This window comes from Rhodococcus wratislaviensis, from assembly GCF_041228765.1.
Classification (GTDB): Bacteria; Actinomycetota; Actinomycetes; order Mycobacteriales; family Mycobacteriaceae; genus Rhodococcus_F; species Rhodococcus_F wratislaviensis.
Genome location: NZ_CP150488.1, coordinates 8,496,676 through 8,513,930 on the forward strand (window position 1 = coordinate 8,496,676; position 17,255 = coordinate 8,513,930).

The window sequence follows — 17,255 nt, forward strand, 5'->3', positions numbered from 1 at the left end:
GTCTATGCAGAGACAGCCACTGTGAGCTCTATCTCCACAGGTGCGCCGGACGGCAGGGCGTACACACCGATCGCGCTGCGCACCGGCAGCGCGTCGGGTCCCAGGCATTCGACCAGCACATCCGACGCGCCGTCGGCCACCGCGGACAGTTCGCGGAAGTCCGGGGTACACGCGACGAAGACGCTCATGCGCAGGCACCTGGAGATGGCCGCCGTGCCGCCGACGGCCGCGGCGACGGCGGCGACGGCATTCCTCGCCGCCAACCCGGCCGCCTCCCGGGCCCGCGGGATGTCCAGGTCCCGTCCGACGACACCGGTAACCGTCAGCACACCGTCACGGCGTGGCGTCATCCCGGCGCTGTACGCGATCCCGTCGTGCACGACAGCGGGAACGTAGCGGCCCTGGGGCCGTGGAGCGGTAGCGACGGATTCCTGCTCAGACACCGAGTGCAATTCCTTCCTGGCGGGGGTCGGCGGCGCCGGACAGCAGCCCGCGCGCTGCGTCGAGGGAGATGATCTGCGCGCTTCCACCGGCTGCCCACGGACCATGCAGTGCGACGTCGTGACCCAGACGCCCCAACTCGGTGCGCACCTCTTCCGGAATGCGGGACTCGCACCGCAGTTCCGCCGGGCGACCGACCACATCGGCGTCGCTGCCGGGGAAGACCGTGAAGCGGGGTGCCGCGACGGCCTCCGCCGGGTCGAGCCCGTGATCGAGCAGGTGCGAGATCAGTTGCATGTTCCATTGCACCTGCCCGTCCCCGCCCGGGGTGTTTCCGACGTGCAGGAGATTCCCGGCCGTATCGGTGATCACCCACGCGTTGAGGGTGTGCAGCGGTTTACGCCGCGGCGCCGCGGCGTTGGGATGTCCCGGAATCAGGTAGGCCCCGCGGCCGTATCGGTTGTTCAGCACAACTCCGGTGCCGGGAACGGTCATCTTGGCGCCGAACGTGAAGGCGAGCGAGTGGATGAAACTGACGGCACGGCCGTCGGAGTCCACCGCGACGGTCGAGGTGGTGTCTCCGGCGCTCACACCGAAGGCGCCCGCCGACGCCCGGCGGCCGTCCAGCCGGTCTCTCGCCGCCCCGATCGCGGCCGGCTCGAGCACGGCCTTCCACCCGTCGTTGCCGGCGCCGCAGGTCGCGAACCGGTCCTCGAAGGCCAGACGCGCCGCCCTCGCCATGCGATCGACTGCCGGAGCGGTGAGCCAGGGGGAAAATCCGACGACGCCGTCGTTCAGCGCCGCCTGCTGGAGCACCATCCACCCCGGCGTGGGCAGGGGTGTCTGGTGAACGACTGCACCGGCGTAGTGCCCGGTGATCGCCGACTCCGGTCGCGCGTCGGCGCCTGCCGACCACTCGTCCCCGCCGAACGGCGCCCCACCGGCGCGGAGGGCCTCGACAGCCCGCCGAGCGAACGAGCCGGTGTAGAAACCGTGCACGTCGCGCGCGAGCTCACGAATGGACCGGGCCAGGTCGTGCTGCGGCAGCAGCTCCCCGACCTGCGGCAACCGTCCGCCCGGGAGATACACCGCGCGCAGGCCGGGGTCGGCGGCGATCGCGGTCTGCGCTTCTCTCACGTCGTCACGCGTCTTGGCCGAGCAGGGAAGCCCCTTCTCCGCCGCGCGCACCGCCGGCGCCCACAGATCCGTCAGCGAGCGGGTGGCGCCGCCCGCGTGCAGCGCGCCGAGGGCCGCCGGCGCTCCGGGAACCGCCACCGCCAGCGCCCCGTCGAGGGGAATCGACCGCAGCCCACGTTCTGCGTAGAAGTCCACGTCACCGCCGTCGGGCCCGAACCCGCTGCCCCCGACCGTCCACACCGATCCGTCCGGTTCGCGGACGACGGCGAACGCGTCACCGCCGATCCCGCACTGCCCCGGCAACGTCAGCCAGGTCATCGCGGCCATGGCGAGCGTCGCGTCGATGGCGTTGCCGCCGTCGGCCAGTACTCGGGCACCTACGGTGCTCGCCGCGGGATGACTGGACGAGACCATGCCGTCGGCGGAGAGAGTGGACGGTCGCGGGTTCACTTCATGCACCCCCGGGCGGCCCGCCGGCGCGGGATGGAGCTGGTGTCGTCGGGGTCGATGCCGACGAAGATCTCGCCGTCACGTTCCTCGACCGGGTAGGTCTTGATGGCCACCGTCGCCGGTGGGCACACGGGTTCCCCGGTCTCGAGATCGAACACGCTTCCGTGGCAGGAGCATCCGATGCCGTCGTCGACGAGTTTCCCGGACGAGAGCAGGCAGTCCAGGTGTGTGCAGTAGTTGGACGTGGCGTAGGCCTTCCCGTTCAGGCGGGCCACGGCGAACTCGTGTTCGCCGGCGAAGAAGCGGCGCACGATGCCTTCGGAAACCTGTCCGGAGCGCGCAACGCGAGTGAATTCCATGGTCTTCTCCCTCTGTCGACAGGTAGATCTCAGGCCGAAGGGCTGAGGTAGACGGTCTTTTCGGCTTGGTAGAACTGCATCATCGAGTCCCCGGCCTGTTCCTTGTGGGTCTGCGTACTCGATGCCTTGTATCCGCCGAACGGCGCGTTCATGCTCATGCCGGTGGTGGGCTGGTTGATCTTCACCAGACCCGATTCGGAACGGCCCGCGAACGCGAGCGCCTTGGTCACGTCGTTGGTGACGATTCCCGCGCTGAGCCCGAATTCCGTGTCGTTCGCGAGTGCGACCGCCTCGTCGAAGCCGGACGCCCGCAGGAAGACCAGCAGTGGGCCGAACACTTCTTCCGTGACCACCCGCATGTCCGGGCTGCCGCCGGCGAACACGGTCGGGACGGCGAAATAGCCGGTCCCACTGTCGAGACGTACTCCACCACAGACCAGTTCGGCCCCTTCGTCGCGGCCGATCTGCACGTACTCGAGGAATTTGGCGAGCTGCCCCTCGCTCGCGAGAGCCCCCATGCCCACACCAGGGTCCGCGCCCGGGCCCACGGTGATCCCTTCGGCGAGCTCCACCACGCGGTCCAGCAACCGGTCGTGGATCTCGTCCACGGCGATCACCCGGCTGGTACCCGTGCACGCCTGCCCCGACAACCCGAAGGCGCCCTTGACGATCAGCGCAGCGGCCTTGTCGACGTCGGCGTCGTCGAGAACCACGACGGGGTTCTTGCCGCCCATCTCGAGCTGACTGCGACGAGACGGACCAACCGCCGCGTGAATCGCGCGGCCCACCTGGGTGGAGCCCGTGAACGTCACGGCATCGACGCGCTCGTCCGCCGCGACCGCGGCACCGGCACGACCGGAGCCCTGGACCAGGGCGAGGGCCCCGGCCGGAAGTCCCCCGGCGAGCAGTGCCTCGACCAGCCGCTGTCCCATCAACGGCGTGAGCTCGGACGGTTTGAACACCACGACATTTCCGGCGGCCAGGGCCGGTCCGAGTTTGCGCGACGGAATGTTGAGCGGAAAGTTCCAGGGGGTGATCGCCCCGACGATTCCGACGGGTTCGCGCAGGGTGATGACGAGGCCCTCCCCCGGCGTGGGATACGTGCTGCCCGTGGTGCGCAGCGCCTCGCCCGCGTAGAAGCGCAGGTTCATCGGCGTGCGGCCGACTTCCATGGCCGCCTCTGCCCGGGTCTTGCCCTCCTCCCGGACGAGTTCGCCGACGAGGTCGTCTGCCCGCGCCTCGAGGTGCGCGGCCGCGGCTTCCAGGATCGCCGCGCGGCGTTCCGGGGGCGTCGCGGCCCACTGCGGCGCCGCCTTGGCCACCGCGCTGACGGCGGCATCCACGTCCGCCGCGGTCGAGTCCGGGAACACGCCGATCACGTCGTCGTGGTCGGCAGGATTTCGTCGCTCGAACGTCGCTCCGGTGGACGACGGGACCCACTGCCCGTCAATGAGATTGAGACCCTCGATCATGACACCGTCACCAATTCCTCGTCGTCCTCGTCCATCAGGTCGAACAGGTCGACGTCCTGATCCGCCAACCGGGCCGGCGCGATCGACCGGCCGATCAGTTCTCTGGCTGCGCTGATCTCGTCGCCGCGGTCGAGCGTGAAGGCGCCGCGCACGACACCGCTGTCCAGATAGAAGGCGGTGAACTCGCCGTCGCCGGCGCTGCCGCGGAGAACCAGGTCGGTGTAGCGGGCGGTGCCGGTGAACTGGATGTTCTTGCCGAACTGATCGGACCAGAACCAGTGCGCGGGGTCCACCACCCCGACGCGTCCGAGCATGAGGTTCGCGGTCGCCGCCCCCTGCTTGCTCGCGTTGTCGAAGTGTTCGACGCGAACGTGTCGTCCTGCTGCGTCGGAGAATCGCGCTGCCACGTCGCCGGCGGCGTAGACGTGCGGAACCGATGTCCGCCCCTGTGCGTCCACGAGGATTCCGCCGTCGACGGCAAGTCCGGAGGCCTGCGCGACCTCGACGTTGGGGACGATGCCGATACCCACCACCACGACGTCGGCCTGAAGCACCTCTCCGCCCTCGAGGGCGATGAGCACGCCGTCCGTCCGGGTCGTCACGGTGTCGACCCGGACGCCGCCGCGGACGGTGACTCCGTTGTCCCGCTGCAGCCGAGTGCAGACCTCACCCATCTCGGGTCCGAGAATTCGGGCGAGAGGTAACGCGTCCGCTTCGAGGACGGTCACGTCCGCTCCCAGGGTTCTTGCGGTGGCGGCAATTTCGAGTCCGACGAAGCCCCCGCCGATCAGCACCAGACCGACGCCGGGGCGGAGGTGGGCGGCGAGCCGTTCGGCGTCGTCGATCGTCCGCAGGTAGTGCACCCGTTCGGGTGCCGGACCGTTCACCGGTATCGTGCGCGGCCTGCCGCCGGTCGCGACGAGTACCGCGTCGGCCGCAAGGCTTCGGCCGTCGGACAGTTCGACCGAACCGCCACTCGCGTCGATCCGGGTCACCGTCGTGCCGGTGAGGAGTTCGACGTTCTGCGTGTCTCGCCACGCGTCGGGCAGCAGCATCAGCGACTCGCGATCCTCCTGCCCAGCAAGGAATTCCTTGGACAGCGGTGGGCGCTGATACGGCGCGTGCGGCTCGTCGCCGACGAGGAGGATCCTGCCGTCGAACCCTCGGCGCCGCAGCGTGCGCGCCGCGACGGCAGCGGTCTGGCCGGCGCCGATGGTGACGATGGTGTTCAGCGTCATGGGGTCACTCGCTCTCTCAGTCGACTTCGGCCGGCGAAGTCACGGTCTCGGCGTAATCGGGGCTGCGGGTGAGATCCACGTAGACGACGTCGTCCTCGACCTTCACCGCGTAGGTCGGCTGGCACAGGTCCTGGTCCTCCTCGTAGCCGGTGTCGAGGTCGAACGCCCACTGGTGGCCCGGACAGATGACCCGCCCGTGCAGCAGGGTGCCTTTCGCCAGTGACCGATCCTGATGGATGCACAGGTCACGAAAGGCATAGATCCGGTCGTCGGCCTGGAACAGGGCGACCGCGGTGTCCCCGACCTCGACGCGAAACTTCCGGCGGCGGCCGAGCTCACGCACGGTGACCAGCCGGGTCCAATTCGTCTCCATCGTTCTCTCCTGTCGGGCGGGATGCCTGCGTCCGGAGGGGCCCGATGCGGGCCCCTCCCTTCGCACGGTCAGGCGGTCGCGAGCTCGAGGTCGGTTGCCACGTACGTGTCGTAGAGCCCCTTCGTGTACGAGAAGCGCATCTCGGCCCCCCACTGCACGAGTTGCAGGCAACGCTGCTGCAGCTGCGGGGTATCCGCGTGGTCGAGCACGATCTGGTATCCACGCTCACCGTGCACCACGTCCGACGTGATGTGCAGGTCGAAGAACTCGATTTCGTCCTCGGTGAATCCGTACACCTCGCGCAGAGGGATGATCTGCTTCTTGTAGATGCTCGGTACCTGCGACTCGAGTCCGACGACGAGCGCGGCGGTGGCCACGACGAAGTGCTCACGCTGCGACACCGCGTAGCACCACGACTGCAGTCCGCGGGTGATCGCGTTCATGTTCGACGGGTCCTCGACGCGCTCCTTCGTGGTGCCGCACGCCTCGGCGAACTTGATGAGGAGGTCGGTGTGCCGGATGTCGGCCAGTTCCTCCTCGTACATGTTCTGGAGGGTGAAATCCTTTGCGTTGGTGAAGGTGTCGGGGGTGTTGGAGTAGATGTTCGCGAGGTAGTCGGCGAAGGGTCCGACGTAGTGGTAGTGGTTCTCCGCCCACCGCGCGAAATGGTGCTTCTCGAGCTTGCCCTCGGCCCACGCCTTGCTGAACGACGCGTTCTTCGCCTCGCGGCCCTTGATGGCGTTCTCCAGAGCTGTGCGGAATTCGTCCCTGCCTAGAAGTTCGGTCATGATGTGCCTCGTCTTCCTCGAGTGTGAGAATGGTTGGGGATGCTCCGACTGGAGTGAATTCGACGTTATCGACTCGAGGTCTGCCCGACCACGGTCGAAGTGACTGCGTTGGAATGGTTTCGATGTGCACGTTGTCGGCACATCGTGGAGTTTCAGCTGGGTACCGCGGCGAGGGCTTCGAACTCGGCCAGCATCGCCGCTCCGACTGCCTTGTCCTGCTTGCCGTTTCCTCCGCTGATGCCGATGCCGCCGACGATCTGGCCGTCGAAGACGAGGGGAAATCCGCCGACGAACACCGCAAACTTGCCCGGCAGCATCTGGCTGATGCCGAAGGCTTCGTTCCCGGGCAACGCCGGACCGTCGGGAGCCTCGTTGAACAGATGTGTCGCCCGCTCGTGACCGGCAGCGGTGAACGCTTTGGCGATCGCGATGTCGACGCCGGTGAGGCGCGCTCCGGGCAGCCGATGCAGGGCCAGCACGTTGCCACCGTCGTCGCAGACGCACAGGGTCTGCTTGACGCCGATTTCCTCGGCCTTCGCGCGTCCCGCGGCGAGCAGTGGGAGTGCGTCGTCGAGGGTGATTCGGTGAACCTGATGCATTGTCTTCTCCGTTGCGTTTTCGGGAGGAAGTGATGCACCGATTTCTATCACCGGGATGACCGGAGGAACCATGGTCAAACTATCCGGCAATCTCGGCGAATTCAGGGCATAGTGCATAGGTAATGCAGGCGTGCGCTCCGCCATACTGCACATCCGATACTCCCGAGGAGGGTCCGTAGTGGACGACACCACGACACCGAACGCGGAGGACGAGCGGTTGTCGTTACGCGGCCTGCTGGAAGAGCCCCTGCTCGCGTCGGCCCGGCTGCTGTCCGGCACAGACGCCCTGAGCGGTCCGGTGACGTGGTGCCTGCCGTGGGGTGAGGTGATGAGCCGGCCCGACTCCCTCGCCGAGGTCGCTGTGTACACCCGGCCGGAAACCCTGTCCGCGCACGGACGTGAACTCGAATCCCTGGTGGCACGGGGAGCCGGCGTCCTTCTCGTCGACGGGTCGGCGCCCGCGGACACGGTCTGGCCGACCGGACTCACGGTCGTGGAGCTGGGTTTTCCCGTCGGGTTCACCGCACTCAACCGGCTCCTCGCCGAGCGCGCACTCACCCAGGAAGCGCACGTGATGCGTTATGCCCTCACCGTGCACCAGTCGCTGGCGGGGTTGCTGCACCGTGGAGCGGGCCTGCCGATGCTGATCCGCGAGGTCGCGGCGCTGACCTCGGACGTTGCCGTCGCCCTGGATGTCCGGGGGCGCCTCCTCGCGCACGCCGGTCTCCCGGACGCCGAGGACGCGGGGACCGTCGCCCTCCTGGAGGCTCTCGCGAACGCGCTGCCGCGGCTCGAGGAATCACCACCGGCACGGATGCACAACGTTCATGTGCTCCGCCTGGAGCATCCGGACGGACTGTTCGCGCCCACGACGGCGGTCGCCGGGGCAATGCAACTCGCCGGCCGCTACGAGGGCTGGATCGTGGTCGTCGTGCCCGGGGCGAACCCGCGTCGGCACGACATCGCACAGCACCGGGTGGTCGTCGAACAGGCCGGGACGATCATCGGCACCGAGATGCTCCGGCAGCGGAGCGTGGACGAGGCCGAGGAGCGGGCGCGCGGCGATTTCGTCCAGGCCCTCGTGCACGGCAATTTCGCCAACGACCACGACCTGCGCACCCGGGCGGCGCTGCACGAGATCGATCTGGACCTGCACTACATCGTGTTCGTCGCACCCGGCCTCGTCGACCGGGCGTCGGGACGGCCCGGAGCGAGCATGGTCCGGCTGGCCCGGTACGCCGCCGGCGTCCTCCCACGCCCGGGCGTCCGTTCACACGTCACCGTCATCGGCGACGTGCTCGTGGTGATCCGATCGTTGAGCTCCGTCGACACGCCCGGCGTCGAATCCGAGATCAGCGAGTATGCGCACGCCATGTCGCTCGATCTCGAAACCCGTCTGGGTCAGCGGATTCCGGTGGCCCACGGACGCCCCGCGGCGGGCGCCCGCGATATCGGGGAAAGCTACCGCGAGGCCCGCATCACTCTGGGCATCGCCCAGCGGCTCGGGCTGTCCGGTTCGGTGGCGTACAACGACCTGCGCGGGTTCAGTGTGCTCGCCCGCGCCACCGACACCGACGAGAGCCGACGGCTCATCCGTGACGTCCTCGGGCCCCTTCGAGCGTCGAGTTCGCATGCCGACACCGAGGAGTTGCTGTTCGCCTACCTCGAGGAGGGCGGAAACATCAACGCCGCCGCACGGCGCCTCCGAATCCACCGGAACACGATGATCGCCAAGCTCGATCGCACGTCGCGGCTCATCGGCATGGACATCCGGGAACCCGAGAACCAGTTCACCCTGTGGCTGGCGCTCCGTCTCGATCTGCTCTCCCAGGTGCAGGACACCGTCAACCACGAGATCGTGACCCGCTGACCCTCAGACGGCCACCGGGTCCTCGCCGGCGAACGTCCCGGCCAATCCGGCGAGCACGACGACGGCCGCCACCACGAACAGCAGTCCGTACGGATCGGCCGCCAGGTGCGCGGCCACGCCCACCCAGGCGGCGCCCACCGCGGAGCCACCGAAGCGGATGAGGTTGAACAGTCCCAGACCGGTTCCGACAGCGCCCGCGGGCGATCGGGTCGAACCGGCCGCGGCGGGTGTCTGGACCATGCCGATCCCCACTCCGGCGACGACGAGCACAGCGCCGATCGCGACCGGGTTCCGGACGTCGGCGGACAACGTGATCGCCAGTGCCACTTCACTACTGATCAAGACACCCAGCCCGGACCGCATCACCACTCGGGCGCCGATCCTGTCGACGAGACGCCCGACGACCGGCGCCACGCACGTCATGACGACCGGCAGCACGAAGAGCATCAGCCCCGCCTGTGTGGTCGAACTGCCCGAGCCCGTCAGGTAGAGCGGAAGCGCGAGTAGCAGGGCCCCCAGCGCGAACATCTGAGTGAAGGCGGCGAGCGCGCTACGCAGGAACCGCGATTCGATCACCAGGTCGATGGGCACGAACGGGTTCGCCGCCCGCCGGCAGTGGACCACGAATCCCGCCGTGACGACGACTCCGCCGCCGATGGTCGCGATGCTGACCCAGGCGGGAACCTGCTCCTGCGAGACGGTCGTGAGGCCGAGGATCAGCAGGACGGCGCCGAGCGTGACAGCGAACGCCCCGATCACGTCGAGCCGCATCTTCTTGCCGGGGTATCGCGGGATGTAGCGGAGGGTCGCGGCGAACCCGATCAGCGCGACCGGCACCAGCGGCACGAACGCCCACCGCCAGCCCCACCAGTCGCTGACGATTCCGCCCATGGACGGACCGACGGCCTGACCGATTCCGTTCACCGCCGCCCAGGCGCCGACGGCGCGCGCCCGCCGCGCAGGCCCGAACAGCCACGCGATCAGTCCCATGACCGCCGGCGCGAACGCGGCCGCGGCGATCCCGCCGAGCGACCGCCAGATCACGAGCACGGGCAGGGACGGCGCGAGGGCCGCGCCGAGCGAACAGACCGCCGTCCCCAGGAGGGCGGCGCAGTACACGCGCCTGCGACCGAACCGGTCCCCGATCCACCCGGCCAGCGGCATCGTCGCCGCGAAGGTGAGGAGGAATCCGACGACGACGAAGATGCCGCTGCCGAGGCCGGCGTCGAAGTCCGTGAGGATCGCGTTCAACGGGACGTTGACGATGTTGTTGCTGACGGTGCCGACGAACGTTCCGGCGAGCAGCGCCGCCAGCGCGAGCGACGTGCCGGGTCCGCGTTCGTCACCCGCGGTTGCACTCTGAGCCTGACCGACCGCCGTGTTCATAGAGTCCACTTTCATCCGAGAGTTCGCGTTCCGGCGATGCCAGTTCGCACCGGAAACCCTTGCCGCACCCGCCCGTCAAACTTTGGTTAGGCAAGCCTAATTATGAACACAAGATTCCGTGAAATGGCTTCTGCCGAGCATTCCTTTACTTGCGCGTGACAACAAGCAATCCCGGCGAAAAATGCCGGGCACAATGCACAAATACGCTGGTTATCGATGTGCACTCTGGACGTTGACCCTGGAAAACGCCCCGCGCAGTATCACTGCACTGTGACTAGTGCCACTAGTCTGTACCTATTTCGAAGGGGCGCACTGTGGATGTAAGTCTCACCGCCGCACATTGGGTGTATCTCGGAGGAATCATTGTCATCCTCGCGACGATGCTCATGCGGAAGAACATCGTCGTCCCCGCCGTCATCGGCACCTTCCTGACCGCGTTCGTGTTCTCCGACAGCCTCGTCACCGGTCTCGCGTCGATCTTCAATGCGAGCCTCGTCGCCGCCCGCGAGCTGTTCAACATCTTCCTGATCATCTCGTTGGTGACGGCGATGCTCGGCGCCCTCCGGCAGATGGGGGCCGACCGGCTGATGGTCGCCCCGTTCCGGCGCGTCATGCGCGGCGGCACCAGCAGCTTCATCGTCCTGGCCGTCGTCACCTACACGATCTCGCTGTTCTTCTGGCCGACCCCCGCGGTTCCGTTGATCGGAGCGGTCCTCATCCCCGTCGCCATCCGCGCCGGCCTTCCCCCGATGGCGGTCGGCATGGCGATCGCCATTTGCGGGCAGGGTATGGCGCTGTCCTCGGACTACATCATCAAGGTGGCGCCGGGCCTGTCGGCGAAGTCGGCGGGCGTCGATCCGGACGTTGTCGCGGACCGCGCCCTGGTGATGTCCCTGATCGTCGGCATCACCGCCCTGCTCATCGCCTACTTCACACAGCGCAGGCACATGCGCCGACCCGCACCGGAACTACTCTCCGACTGGGAGTCACGTGCGGAGAGCGACTTCGGCAAGCCCGTCGACGCTCCCGACAGCGGTGCGACCCCCACCGGCGGCGGCGCGATCGCTCGCGTACCCGCCGAAGCGGCGACGAGTGCGGCGCCCCCGACGTCGACGGCTGTTCTCGCCGAACCCGTCACGGCCTCCGCGCGGCAAGTCATCGACGACCCGTTCAAGAGCATCCGTGCCGCAAAGACTTTCGCAGTCCTCGTCCCCACCGCCTATTTGGCTTTCATCGTCTACCTCATGGTCGGCAAGTTCACCGACCTGGTGCCCGACCTCAAGGGCGGCGACGCCGCGGCGATGGTCGGCGGCATCGCCGCGCTCATCCTGTTCGCCGCTGCCGCGACCAACGACAAGAAGGGTTTCCTCGAGACGACGTCCGAGCATCTGATCGACGGCCTGGTCTTCGCATTCAAGGCCATGGGCATCGTGATCCCGATCGCCGGATTCTTCTTCATCGGCAACGGCGACTTCTCCGCCGCCATTCTCGGGCTTCCCGCGGATGCGACCGGTCCGACGCTGCTGTTCGACCTGGTGAACGCCGCGCAGTCCCACCTGCCGCAGAACGCGTTCGTGACGTCGTTCGGGATTCTCGCCATCGGGATGATCGCGGGCCTCGAGGGCTCCGGATTCACCGGGCTGCCGCTCACCGGTTCACTCGCGGGTGCGCTCGGGCCTGCTGTCGGGATGGACCCCGCAACCCTGGCGGCGATCGGTCAGATGGGGAACATCTGGTCCGGCGGTGGAACGCTGGTCGCCTGGTCGTCGTTGATCGCGGTGGCCGGCTTCGCCCGGGTTCCCGTCCTCGAACTCGCCAGGAAGTGTTTCGTGCCCGTGGTGTCCGGTCTGGTGCTCTCCACCGCGGTGTCCGTACTGATCTTCTGACAGCTCGACGGCCTCGGTGGGCATTTCCCACCGAGGTCACGCGCGCAGTCGATCCGCATTCTCGAGGATGGCGGCACGCAGCGCCTGCTCCGGTTCGCTGAGAACACTCCGGCGGGCCTCCAGCACGAATTCGACGTCGACGGCATCCACCCACTCGTCCCGCGACCGTATCCGCACCGGCACCAGTCCCGCGGGCGGCAGCGTCTCGGCATGGAACACGACGCCGAGCCCCGCGAGACAGGCGGCCCGCAACCCGTTCAAACTGTCGGTCACACAGGCCACCCGCGCACCGCGCCCGGATTTCTCCAGGACGTCGAGCGCCGCTTCCCTCGTGATCGACGGCGGCGGATACGTCACCAAGGGCACCGGCCCCTCTGCATCCGGAACGAAGTCTGGGGCCGAGAAGAACGCCAACCGGTCGGTCCACACCAGTTCGCCGTGCCGGTCCCCTCGGCGACGCTTCCCGAAGACCAGGTCCAGCCGGCCTTCGTGCAGTTGTCGGAACAACACTTCGCTCAACGCCACCGTCAGTTCGAGATCCACGAGCGGATGGCTGCGGCGGAACTCGCCCAGAATCCGGGGAAGCTCGTGCAGAACCAGATCTTCGGACGCCCCGAACCGGACCCGTCCGCGCACGCCGGATTGCGTGAAGTAACGCTCGGCGTCCGAGTGCCGCTCGAGTATCGACGTCGCGAAACCCACCATCACGGAGCCGTCCGCGGTCAGCTCGACCGAGTGTGTGTCCCGCAGAAACAGGCGGCGCCCGGCAGCCAGTTCCAGTTTCCCCACGTGCTGACTGACGGTGGATTGCCGCAGGTTCAGGCGCCGGGCCGCGGCGGTGAAGCTCCGGGTGCGCGCGACTGCGAGGAAGCTTCGCAGATGGACCGGATCGAACATCACCCATTGTTATCACGATTCGGCATTACAGTAAACGCGCCTATCGCCTTTCGGAATATGCGCGTGTTGCTTACGGTCGAACCATGCTGACGAAGATCCCGCTGCTCGGAAGACTCGATCCCTTCATTCTCGGCATCCTGATCACCGTCGGGATCGCCAGCCTGGTCCCCGCGGACGGCACGGCCCTGACCGCGTTCACCTGGGCCACGAAGGTAGCCGTCGGACTTCTGTTCTTCCTCTACGGCGCCCGACTGTCCACCCAGGAGGCGCTGCACGGCCTGCGTCACTGGCGTCTGCACGTCACCATCCTCGCGGCGACGTTCGTCATCTTCCCGCTACTCGGAATGGCTGCGCGCGTGCTGGTCCCGACGATCCTGACCCAGCCGCTGTACCTGGGTCTCCTCTACGTCTGCCTGCTGCCGTCGACGGTCCAGTCGTCGATCGCCTTCGTGTCGATCGCCCGAGGCAACGTGCCCGGCGCGATCGTCAGCGCCTCGTTCTCCAACATCCTCGGCATCTTCGTCACCCCACTCCTCGTGGCATTGCTGATGACGAGCGAGGGGGCAGGCTTCGACGCGTCCTCCGCGATCGGCATCCTCGTCATGCTCCTGCTCCCGTTCATCGCCGGCCAGGCAGTGCGGCGGTGGATCGGTCCCTGGGTGAAGAAGCACGGCGCACCGCTCAAGCTCGTCGACCGGGGATCGATCCTGCTGGTCGTCTACGTCGCATTCAGTGAGGGAATGAATGAGGGCATCTGGGGCACGCTGTCCGTCGGCCGGCTCCTCGCGTTGCTCGCGGTGTGCGCGGTGCTTCTCGCGATCGTCCTGTCCGTCACCTGGTTCGGGTCGAAGCGACTCGGTTTCGACCGGGCCGATCAGATCACGATCACGTTCTGTGGGTCGAAGAAGAGCCTCGCCACCGGTCTTCCGATGGCCACCGTCCTGTTCGCCAGCCAGCCGATCGGCTTGATCGTGCTGCCGCTCATGCTGTTCCATCAACTGCAACTGCTGGTGTGCGCGTGGATGGCGGGCCGGCTGGCCCGACGCGCCGCCACCGAGGAGACGGAACTCGCGACCAGCTCGAGCTAGCCGGGAATCAGTCGGCCAGCACGGCCTTCAGGAAGGTCTTGGTCCGCTCGTTCTTCGGCGCAGTGAAGATCGTTGCCGGGTCGCCTTCCTCCACGATCCGCCCGGCGTCGAACATCATCACCCGGTTCGACACGTCCCGCGCGAACTGCATCTCGTGCGTGACGATCAGCATCGTGATGTCCGTGGTGCGCGCGACGTTCCTCAGCACGTCGAGGACGTCCGCCACCAACTCCGGATCCAGCGCCGACGTGACCTCGTCGAGCAGCAGAATGTCGGGATCCATGGCCAGCGCCCTCGCGATCGCGACCCGTTGCTGCTGGCCGCCGGACAGTTGCGTCGGGTGCGCGGTCTCCTTGTCCGAAAGACCGACCGTCTCGAGTAACTCGCGTGCCCGCTGCACGGCCGCGGCCTTGTCCATCCCGAGCACATGGATCGGCGCCTCGGTGATGTTCTCGATGACGTTCATGTTGGGGAACAGGTTGAACTGCTGGAAGACCATGCCGATCCGGCGTCGTATCCGGCGCACGTACTTCTCCGACGCCGGCACGAGTTTGCTTCCCTTCTCCTCGTGCGTCAGAGGTGTCCCGTCCACCCAGATGACGCCGTCGTTCACCTTCTCGAGGGTCATGAGCAGTCGCAGGATCGTCGTCTTGCCCGAACCGCTCGGACCGATCAGGGTCACCCGGTCGCCGCGCGCGACCTGGAAGTCCAGGTGGTCGAGCACTACGTGGTCGCCGAACTGCTTCACGACGTCGTCGAATCGGATCATCGGGGTTGCTGTGCTCGCGTCATCGGGCAAGACGTCTCTCCAATCGCCGTATGAGCAGGGACGTCGGATAGCTGGCGACCAGGAAGATCACACCCGCCAGCGTCAATGGTTCAAGGTATTGGAAATGCCGGGCGCCGAACTGCTGCGCGGCCGTCACCATCTCCACCACCGTGATGGCGAACAGGAACGGGGTGTCCTTGAACATCGACACGGCATAGTTGCCCAGCGCCGGGACGACGCGGCGGATGGCCTGCGGCAGGATGATCGCCCGCCACGTCCGAGTGGGCGCGATGGACAACGCCCGCGCCGCCTCCCACTGGCCGACGGGCACCGCTTCGATACCCGCCCGGTACACCTCGGCCATGTACGTCGAATAGTGGATTCCGAGTACGACGACACCGATCTGCAGCGGCGACAGTCCGGTGAACGTGTAGTACACGAACAGCAGTTGCACGACGAGCGGGGTCAGCCGGATGAACTCGCTGACCGCGCGGACCGGGACACTCACCCACCGCGGTGCGGCCTGCCGGATCAACGCGATGACGAGTCCCAGAATGACCGAGATCAGGAACCCGAGAACGGTCGCGATCAGGGTGATCTTGAAACCGTCGAGCAGCACGGGCAGTGCCTCGAATGCGCGATCCCAACTCCACTGGACGCTCATTGCTTCGCCGCCTCCAGTCCCCGCGGATCGGAGGGCGCGAGGCTGAAGATCTCACGCAGGGACGGCCCCGTGCCGAGGCGGTTCTTCGCCCGCACCTCCAGTGCGTTCATCACCAGTGTCAGCACGTAGCCGATGACGAAGTAGATGACGAGCCCGACGCCGAACGCGAAGAGGGTGTTTCCGGTCGTCTGCCGGAGTTGGTCGATTTCGAAGGTCAAGTCCTGCAGCAGGATATAGCTCGCGAGGGCCGTGCCCTTGAGGAGCTGGATCAGAAGGTTCGTCAGCGGAGGAATCATCTCGGCCCAGGCCTGGGGGAAGACCACCCGGCGTAACCGCTGCCAGTGACTGAAGTCCAGTGCCGTGGCCGCTTCCCACTGCGATTGCGGCACCGAGTTGATCGCGCCGCGCACCACCTCGGCACCGTAGGCGCCGTAGTTCAGCCCCAGCGCAAGGATCCCGCAGAGCACCGGGTCGATGAGGTAGCCGAACAGCGGAACCACGTAGAACAGCCAGAAGAGCTGCACCAACAGCGAAGTTCCCCGGAAGAATTCGATGAACGCGCGAGCCGATCCCCTGATCACGATGCTGTGCGCACGGGCGGCCAACCCGAGCGCGAGCGCGAGTACGAACGCGAGGAGGGCGCCGCCTGCCGTCAGCTGGAGTGTGACGACGATGCCTTCCTGGATGCTCGGCCACGCATCCAGCAGGGCGTCGATATTCCCCTTCACAGGCAGTAGACCTCTACGACGATCAGCCGGCGCCGCCGCAGAGTTTGGCGGTCGTCAGGTTCGGATCGGGCAGTTCCTCCGCGGTGAATCCGAACGGTCCGACGATGGAAAGGTACTTGTCCTTGTCGGAGGTGATCTTGGCCAGTTCGGCGTTGTAGGCGTCCCGCAACTCGGTGTCTTCCTTGCGGAAGACCGTGCCGCCGGCACCGACCTGGGGTACCCCGTCGATCTCGGCGACGAAGGAATTCGTCACTTCCACCGGGGCCTGCGGGTTGTTCTGCGCCAGCCAGTTCAGTGAGATCCCGGTGAGCGCAAAGACATCCGCTCGCCCGTTGGCGACGGCGTCCATTCCGTCTTGCGGCGACGCCACCTGCATCGCATCGATCCCGAGTTGCTGCGCGTAGTCCGATTCGATCGCCCCGGTCATCGCGGCCATCCGCACCCCACTCTGCTGCACCGACTGCATATCGGTGAGCTTCGCGGGATTGCCCTTCGGCACCATCAGTGCGGTCGTGTAGTTGAACTCCGGCTCACTGAACGCTGCCTGCTCGCACCGCTGCGGGAGGATCGACATTCCGGCGCTGACGACGTCGAAGCGGCGGGCCTGCAGTCCGGGAATGAGCGCTCCGAAGTCGGTGCTCACGCCCTCGACGTTGTCGATGCCCAGGTTCTTGAAGATCTCGCGGTGCAGGGCCACGGTGGCGCCGGTCAACTGACCATCCTGCTCGAAGCTGTACGGCGCCTCGCCGGCGAAGCCGACGGTGACCGTTCCGCTGTCCTGCAGTTGCTGGAGGAGCGATCCGCCACTGGTCGTGTCGGTTTTCGTGCACCCCGCCAGGGAGCCGGCGGCCACCATCATGCCTGCGAAGGCGACAGCCGCTCTGACCGCCGGACGTTGTTTCGACATCGTGCTCGTCACCACAGATTCCCTTCGTCACCTCGGGTGATCCGGGAGGACGCGCACCGCACGGCACGATCCCAACGGATCTGCCCGGGCCACGTTACGCAGGCGAAGGATCTGCCATAGGGGAACCGGGGGGACGTTACCGCAGCGTTATCAAAGTCGCGGTCGGCGAAGTCTCCGGGAATGCCGAAAGCCCCCCAACAAAG

17 protein-coding genes are annotated in these 17,255 nt (G+C 67.1%); 3 read left to right on the plus strand and 14 right to left on the minus strand.

The annotated features are described in order from the left end of the window. Window positions 1-2: 2 nt before the first annotated feature. The 8 genes from WKC72_RS38845 to WKC72_RS38880 all read right to left on the minus strand — a co-directional run bounded on the left by WKC72_RS38845 (window position 3) and on the right by WKC72_RS38880 (window position 6,857). Complete coding sequence (locus WKC72_RS38845) at window positions 3-443, minus strand: RidA family protein (protein ID WP_112302043.1); 441 nt, start codon at window positions 441-443, stop codon at window positions 3-5. Next, the gene (locus tag WKC72_RS38850) at window positions 436-2,028 is read right to left on the minus strand and encodes a gamma-glutamyltransferase family protein (protein WP_370181411.1); all 1,593 of its coding nucleotides are present in this window, start codon (window positions 2,026-2,028) and stop codon (window positions 436-438) included. Before WKC72_RS38850 ends, WKC72_RS38845 begins: the two co-directional genes overlap by 8 nt. Next, complete coding sequence (locus WKC72_RS38855) at window positions 2,025-2,387, minus strand: non-heme iron oxygenase ferredoxin subunit (RefSeq protein ID WP_005245019.1); 363 nt, start codon at window positions 2,385-2,387, stop codon at window positions 2,025-2,027. The genes WKC72_RS38850 and WKC72_RS38855 overlap by 4 nt, the downstream gene beginning before the upstream one ends. A 29-nt stretch (window positions 2,388-2,416) precedes the next feature. After that, window positions 2,417-3,859, minus strand: a complete 1,443-nt coding sequence (locus WKC72_RS38860) for an aldehyde dehydrogenase family protein (RefSeq protein ID WP_370181412.1) — start codon at window positions 3,857-3,859, stop codon at window positions 2,417-2,419. Further along, window positions 3,856-5,097: an NAD(P)/FAD-dependent oxidoreductase gene (locus tag WKC72_RS38865; RefSeq protein WP_370181413.1), complete on the minus strand. Its 1,242-nt coding sequence runs from the start codon at window positions 5,095-5,097 to the stop codon at window positions 3,856-3,858. Before WKC72_RS38865 ends, WKC72_RS38860 begins: the two co-directional genes overlap by 4 nt. Window positions 5,098-5,113: 16 nt before the next feature. Beyond that, window positions 5,114-5,470, minus strand: coding sequence for a Rieske (2Fe-2S) protein (locus tag WKC72_RS38870; protein WP_037242388.1), 357 nt, complete (start codon window positions 5,468-5,470; stop codon window positions 5,114-5,116). A 68-nt stretch (window positions 5,471-5,538) separates the two neighbouring features. Beyond that, entirely contained in the window at window positions 5,539-6,258 is a 720-nt protein-coding gene (locus WKC72_RS38875; protein WP_037242390.1) for a TenA family transcriptional regulator, read from the minus strand. 152 nt (window positions 6,259-6,410) lie between these two features. Further along, a complete protein-coding gene (locus tag WKC72_RS38880; RefSeq protein ID WP_005262083.1) occupies window positions 6,411-6,857 on the minus strand; it encodes a heme-binding protein in 447 nt (148 codons plus the stop codon). A gap of 178 nt (window positions 6,858-7,035) precedes the next feature. On the opposite strand from WKC72_RS38880, the gene WKC72_RS38885 reads away from it, so the two are divergent. After that, window positions 7,036-8,727, plus strand: coding sequence for a PucR family transcriptional regulator (locus WKC72_RS38885; RefSeq protein ID WP_370181414.1), 1,692 nt, complete (start codon window positions 7,036-7,038; stop codon window positions 8,725-8,727). Between the two features lie 3 nt (window positions 8,728-8,730). On the opposite strand, the gene WKC72_RS38890 is transcribed toward WKC72_RS38885, so the two are convergent. After that, window positions 8,731-10,113 (minus strand): MFS transporter, encoded by a 1,383-nt coding sequence (locus WKC72_RS38890; RefSeq protein ID WP_370181415.1) that lies wholly within the window; start codon window positions 10,111-10,113, stop codon window positions 8,731-8,733. Window positions 10,114-10,427: 314 nt separating this feature from the next. Between WKC72_RS38890 and WKC72_RS38895 the strand changes: the two genes are divergently transcribed. Beyond that, window positions 10,428-11,999: a hypothetical protein gene (locus WKC72_RS38895; protein WP_370181416.1), complete on the plus strand. Its 1,572-nt coding sequence runs from the start codon at window positions 10,428-10,430 to the stop codon at window positions 11,997-11,999. A 36-nt stretch (window positions 12,000-12,035) separates the two neighbouring features. Here the strand turns inward: WKC72_RS38895 and WKC72_RS38900 are convergent, their stop codons facing one another. Continuing rightward, complete coding sequence (locus WKC72_RS38900) at window positions 12,036-12,896, minus strand: LysR family transcriptional regulator (RefSeq protein WP_370181417.1); 861 nt, start codon at window positions 12,894-12,896, stop codon at window positions 12,036-12,038. 83 nt (window positions 12,897-12,979) lie between these two features. Here WKC72_RS38900 and WKC72_RS38905 point away from each other — a divergent pair, with 83 nt between their 5' ends. Further along, a complete protein-coding gene (locus WKC72_RS38905; protein ID WP_037242402.1) occupies window positions 12,980-13,984 on the plus strand; it encodes a bile acid:sodium symporter family protein in 1,005 nt (334 codons plus the stop codon). A gap of 7 nt (window positions 13,985-13,991) precedes the next feature. Here the strand turns inward: WKC72_RS38905 and ehuA are convergent, their stop codons facing one another. The 4 genes from ehuA to ehuB are packed head-to-tail and all read right to left on the minus strand — an operon-like array spanning window position 13,992 to window position 17,052. Beyond that, window positions 13,992-14,753 carry an ectoine/hydroxyectoine ABC transporter ATP-binding protein EhuA gene (gene ehuA, locus WKC72_RS38910; RefSeq protein ID WP_112302053.1) on the minus strand — a complete coding sequence of 254 codons (762 nt, stop codon included), beginning with the start codon at window positions 14,751-14,753 and terminating at the stop codon, window positions 13,992-13,994. A 19-nt stretch (window positions 14,754-14,772) separates the two neighbouring features. Beyond that, window positions 14,773-15,417: an ectoine/hydroxyectoine ABC transporter permease subunit EhuD gene (ehuD, locus tag WKC72_RS38915; RefSeq protein ID WP_112302054.1), complete on the minus strand. Its 645-nt coding sequence runs from the start codon at window positions 15,415-15,417 to the stop codon at window positions 14,773-14,775. Continuing rightward, window positions 15,414-16,145, minus strand: coding sequence for an ectoine/hydroxyectoine ABC transporter permease subunit EhuC (gene ehuC / locus WKC72_RS38920; protein ID WP_112302055.1), 732 nt, complete (start codon window positions 16,143-16,145; stop codon window positions 15,414-15,416). The genes ehuD and ehuC overlap by 4 nt, the downstream gene beginning before the upstream one ends. A gap of 22 nt (window positions 16,146-16,167) precedes the next feature. Continuing rightward, window positions 16,168-17,052, minus strand: a complete 885-nt coding sequence (ehuB, locus tag WKC72_RS38925; protein ID WP_011596789.1) for an ectoine/hydroxyectoine ABC transporter substrate-binding protein EhuB — start codon at window positions 17,050-17,052, stop codon at window positions 16,168-16,170. Between the last annotated feature and the right edge of the window lie 203 nt (window positions 17,053-17,255).

What these genes read in the sequence shown, in the direction of transcription:
- ehuB (WP_011596789.1), bottom strand. Translation starts at nt 17,052, where the DNA reads ATGTCGAAACAACGTCCGGCGGTCAGAGCGGCTGTCGCCTTCGCAGGC.
- WKC72_RS38860 (WP_370181412.1), bottom strand. Translation starts at nt 3,859, where the DNA reads ATGATCGAGGGTCTCAATCTCATTGACGGGCAGTGGGTCCCGTCGTCC.
- ehuA (WP_112302053.1), bottom strand. Translation starts at nt 14,753, where the DNA reads ATGATCCGATTCGACGACGTCGTGAAGCAGTTCGGCGACCACGTAGTG.
- WKC72_RS38905 (WP_037242402.1), top strand. Translation starts at nt 12,980, where the DNA reads ATGCTGACGAAGATCCCGCTGCTCGGAAGACTCGATCCCTTCATTCTC.
- WKC72_RS38900 (WP_370181417.1), bottom strand. Translation starts at nt 12,896, where the DNA reads ATGTTCGATCCGGTCCATCTGCGAAGCTTCCTCGCAGTCGCGCGCACC.
- WKC72_RS38880 (WP_005262083.1), bottom strand. Translation starts at nt 6,857, where the DNA reads ATGCATCAGGTTCACCGAATCACCCTCGACGACGCACTCCCACTGCTC.
- WKC72_RS38890 (WP_370181415.1), bottom strand. Translation starts at nt 10,113, where the DNA reads ATGAACACGGCGGTCGGTCAGGCTCAGAGTGCAACCGCGGGTGACGAA.
- WKC72_RS38855 (WP_005245019.1), bottom strand. Translation starts at nt 2,387, where the DNA reads ATGGAATTCACTCGCGTTGCGCGCTCCGGACAGGTTTCCGAAGGCATC.
- WKC72_RS38870 (WP_037242388.1), bottom strand. Translation starts at nt 5,470, where the DNA reads ATGGAGACGAATTGGACCCGGCTGGTCACCGTGCGTGAGCTCGGCCGC.
- ehuD (WP_112302054.1), bottom strand. Translation starts at nt 15,417, where the DNA reads ATGAGCGTCCAGTGGAGTTGGGATCGCGCATTCGAGGCACTGCCCGTG.
- WKC72_RS38865 (WP_370181413.1), bottom strand. Translation starts at nt 5,097, where the DNA reads ATGACGCTGAACACCATCGTCACCATCGGCGCCGGCCAGACCGCTGCC.
- WKC72_RS38875 (WP_037242390.1), bottom strand. Translation starts at nt 6,258, where the DNA reads ATGACCGAACTTCTAGGCAGGGACGAATTCCGCACAGCTCTGGAGAAC.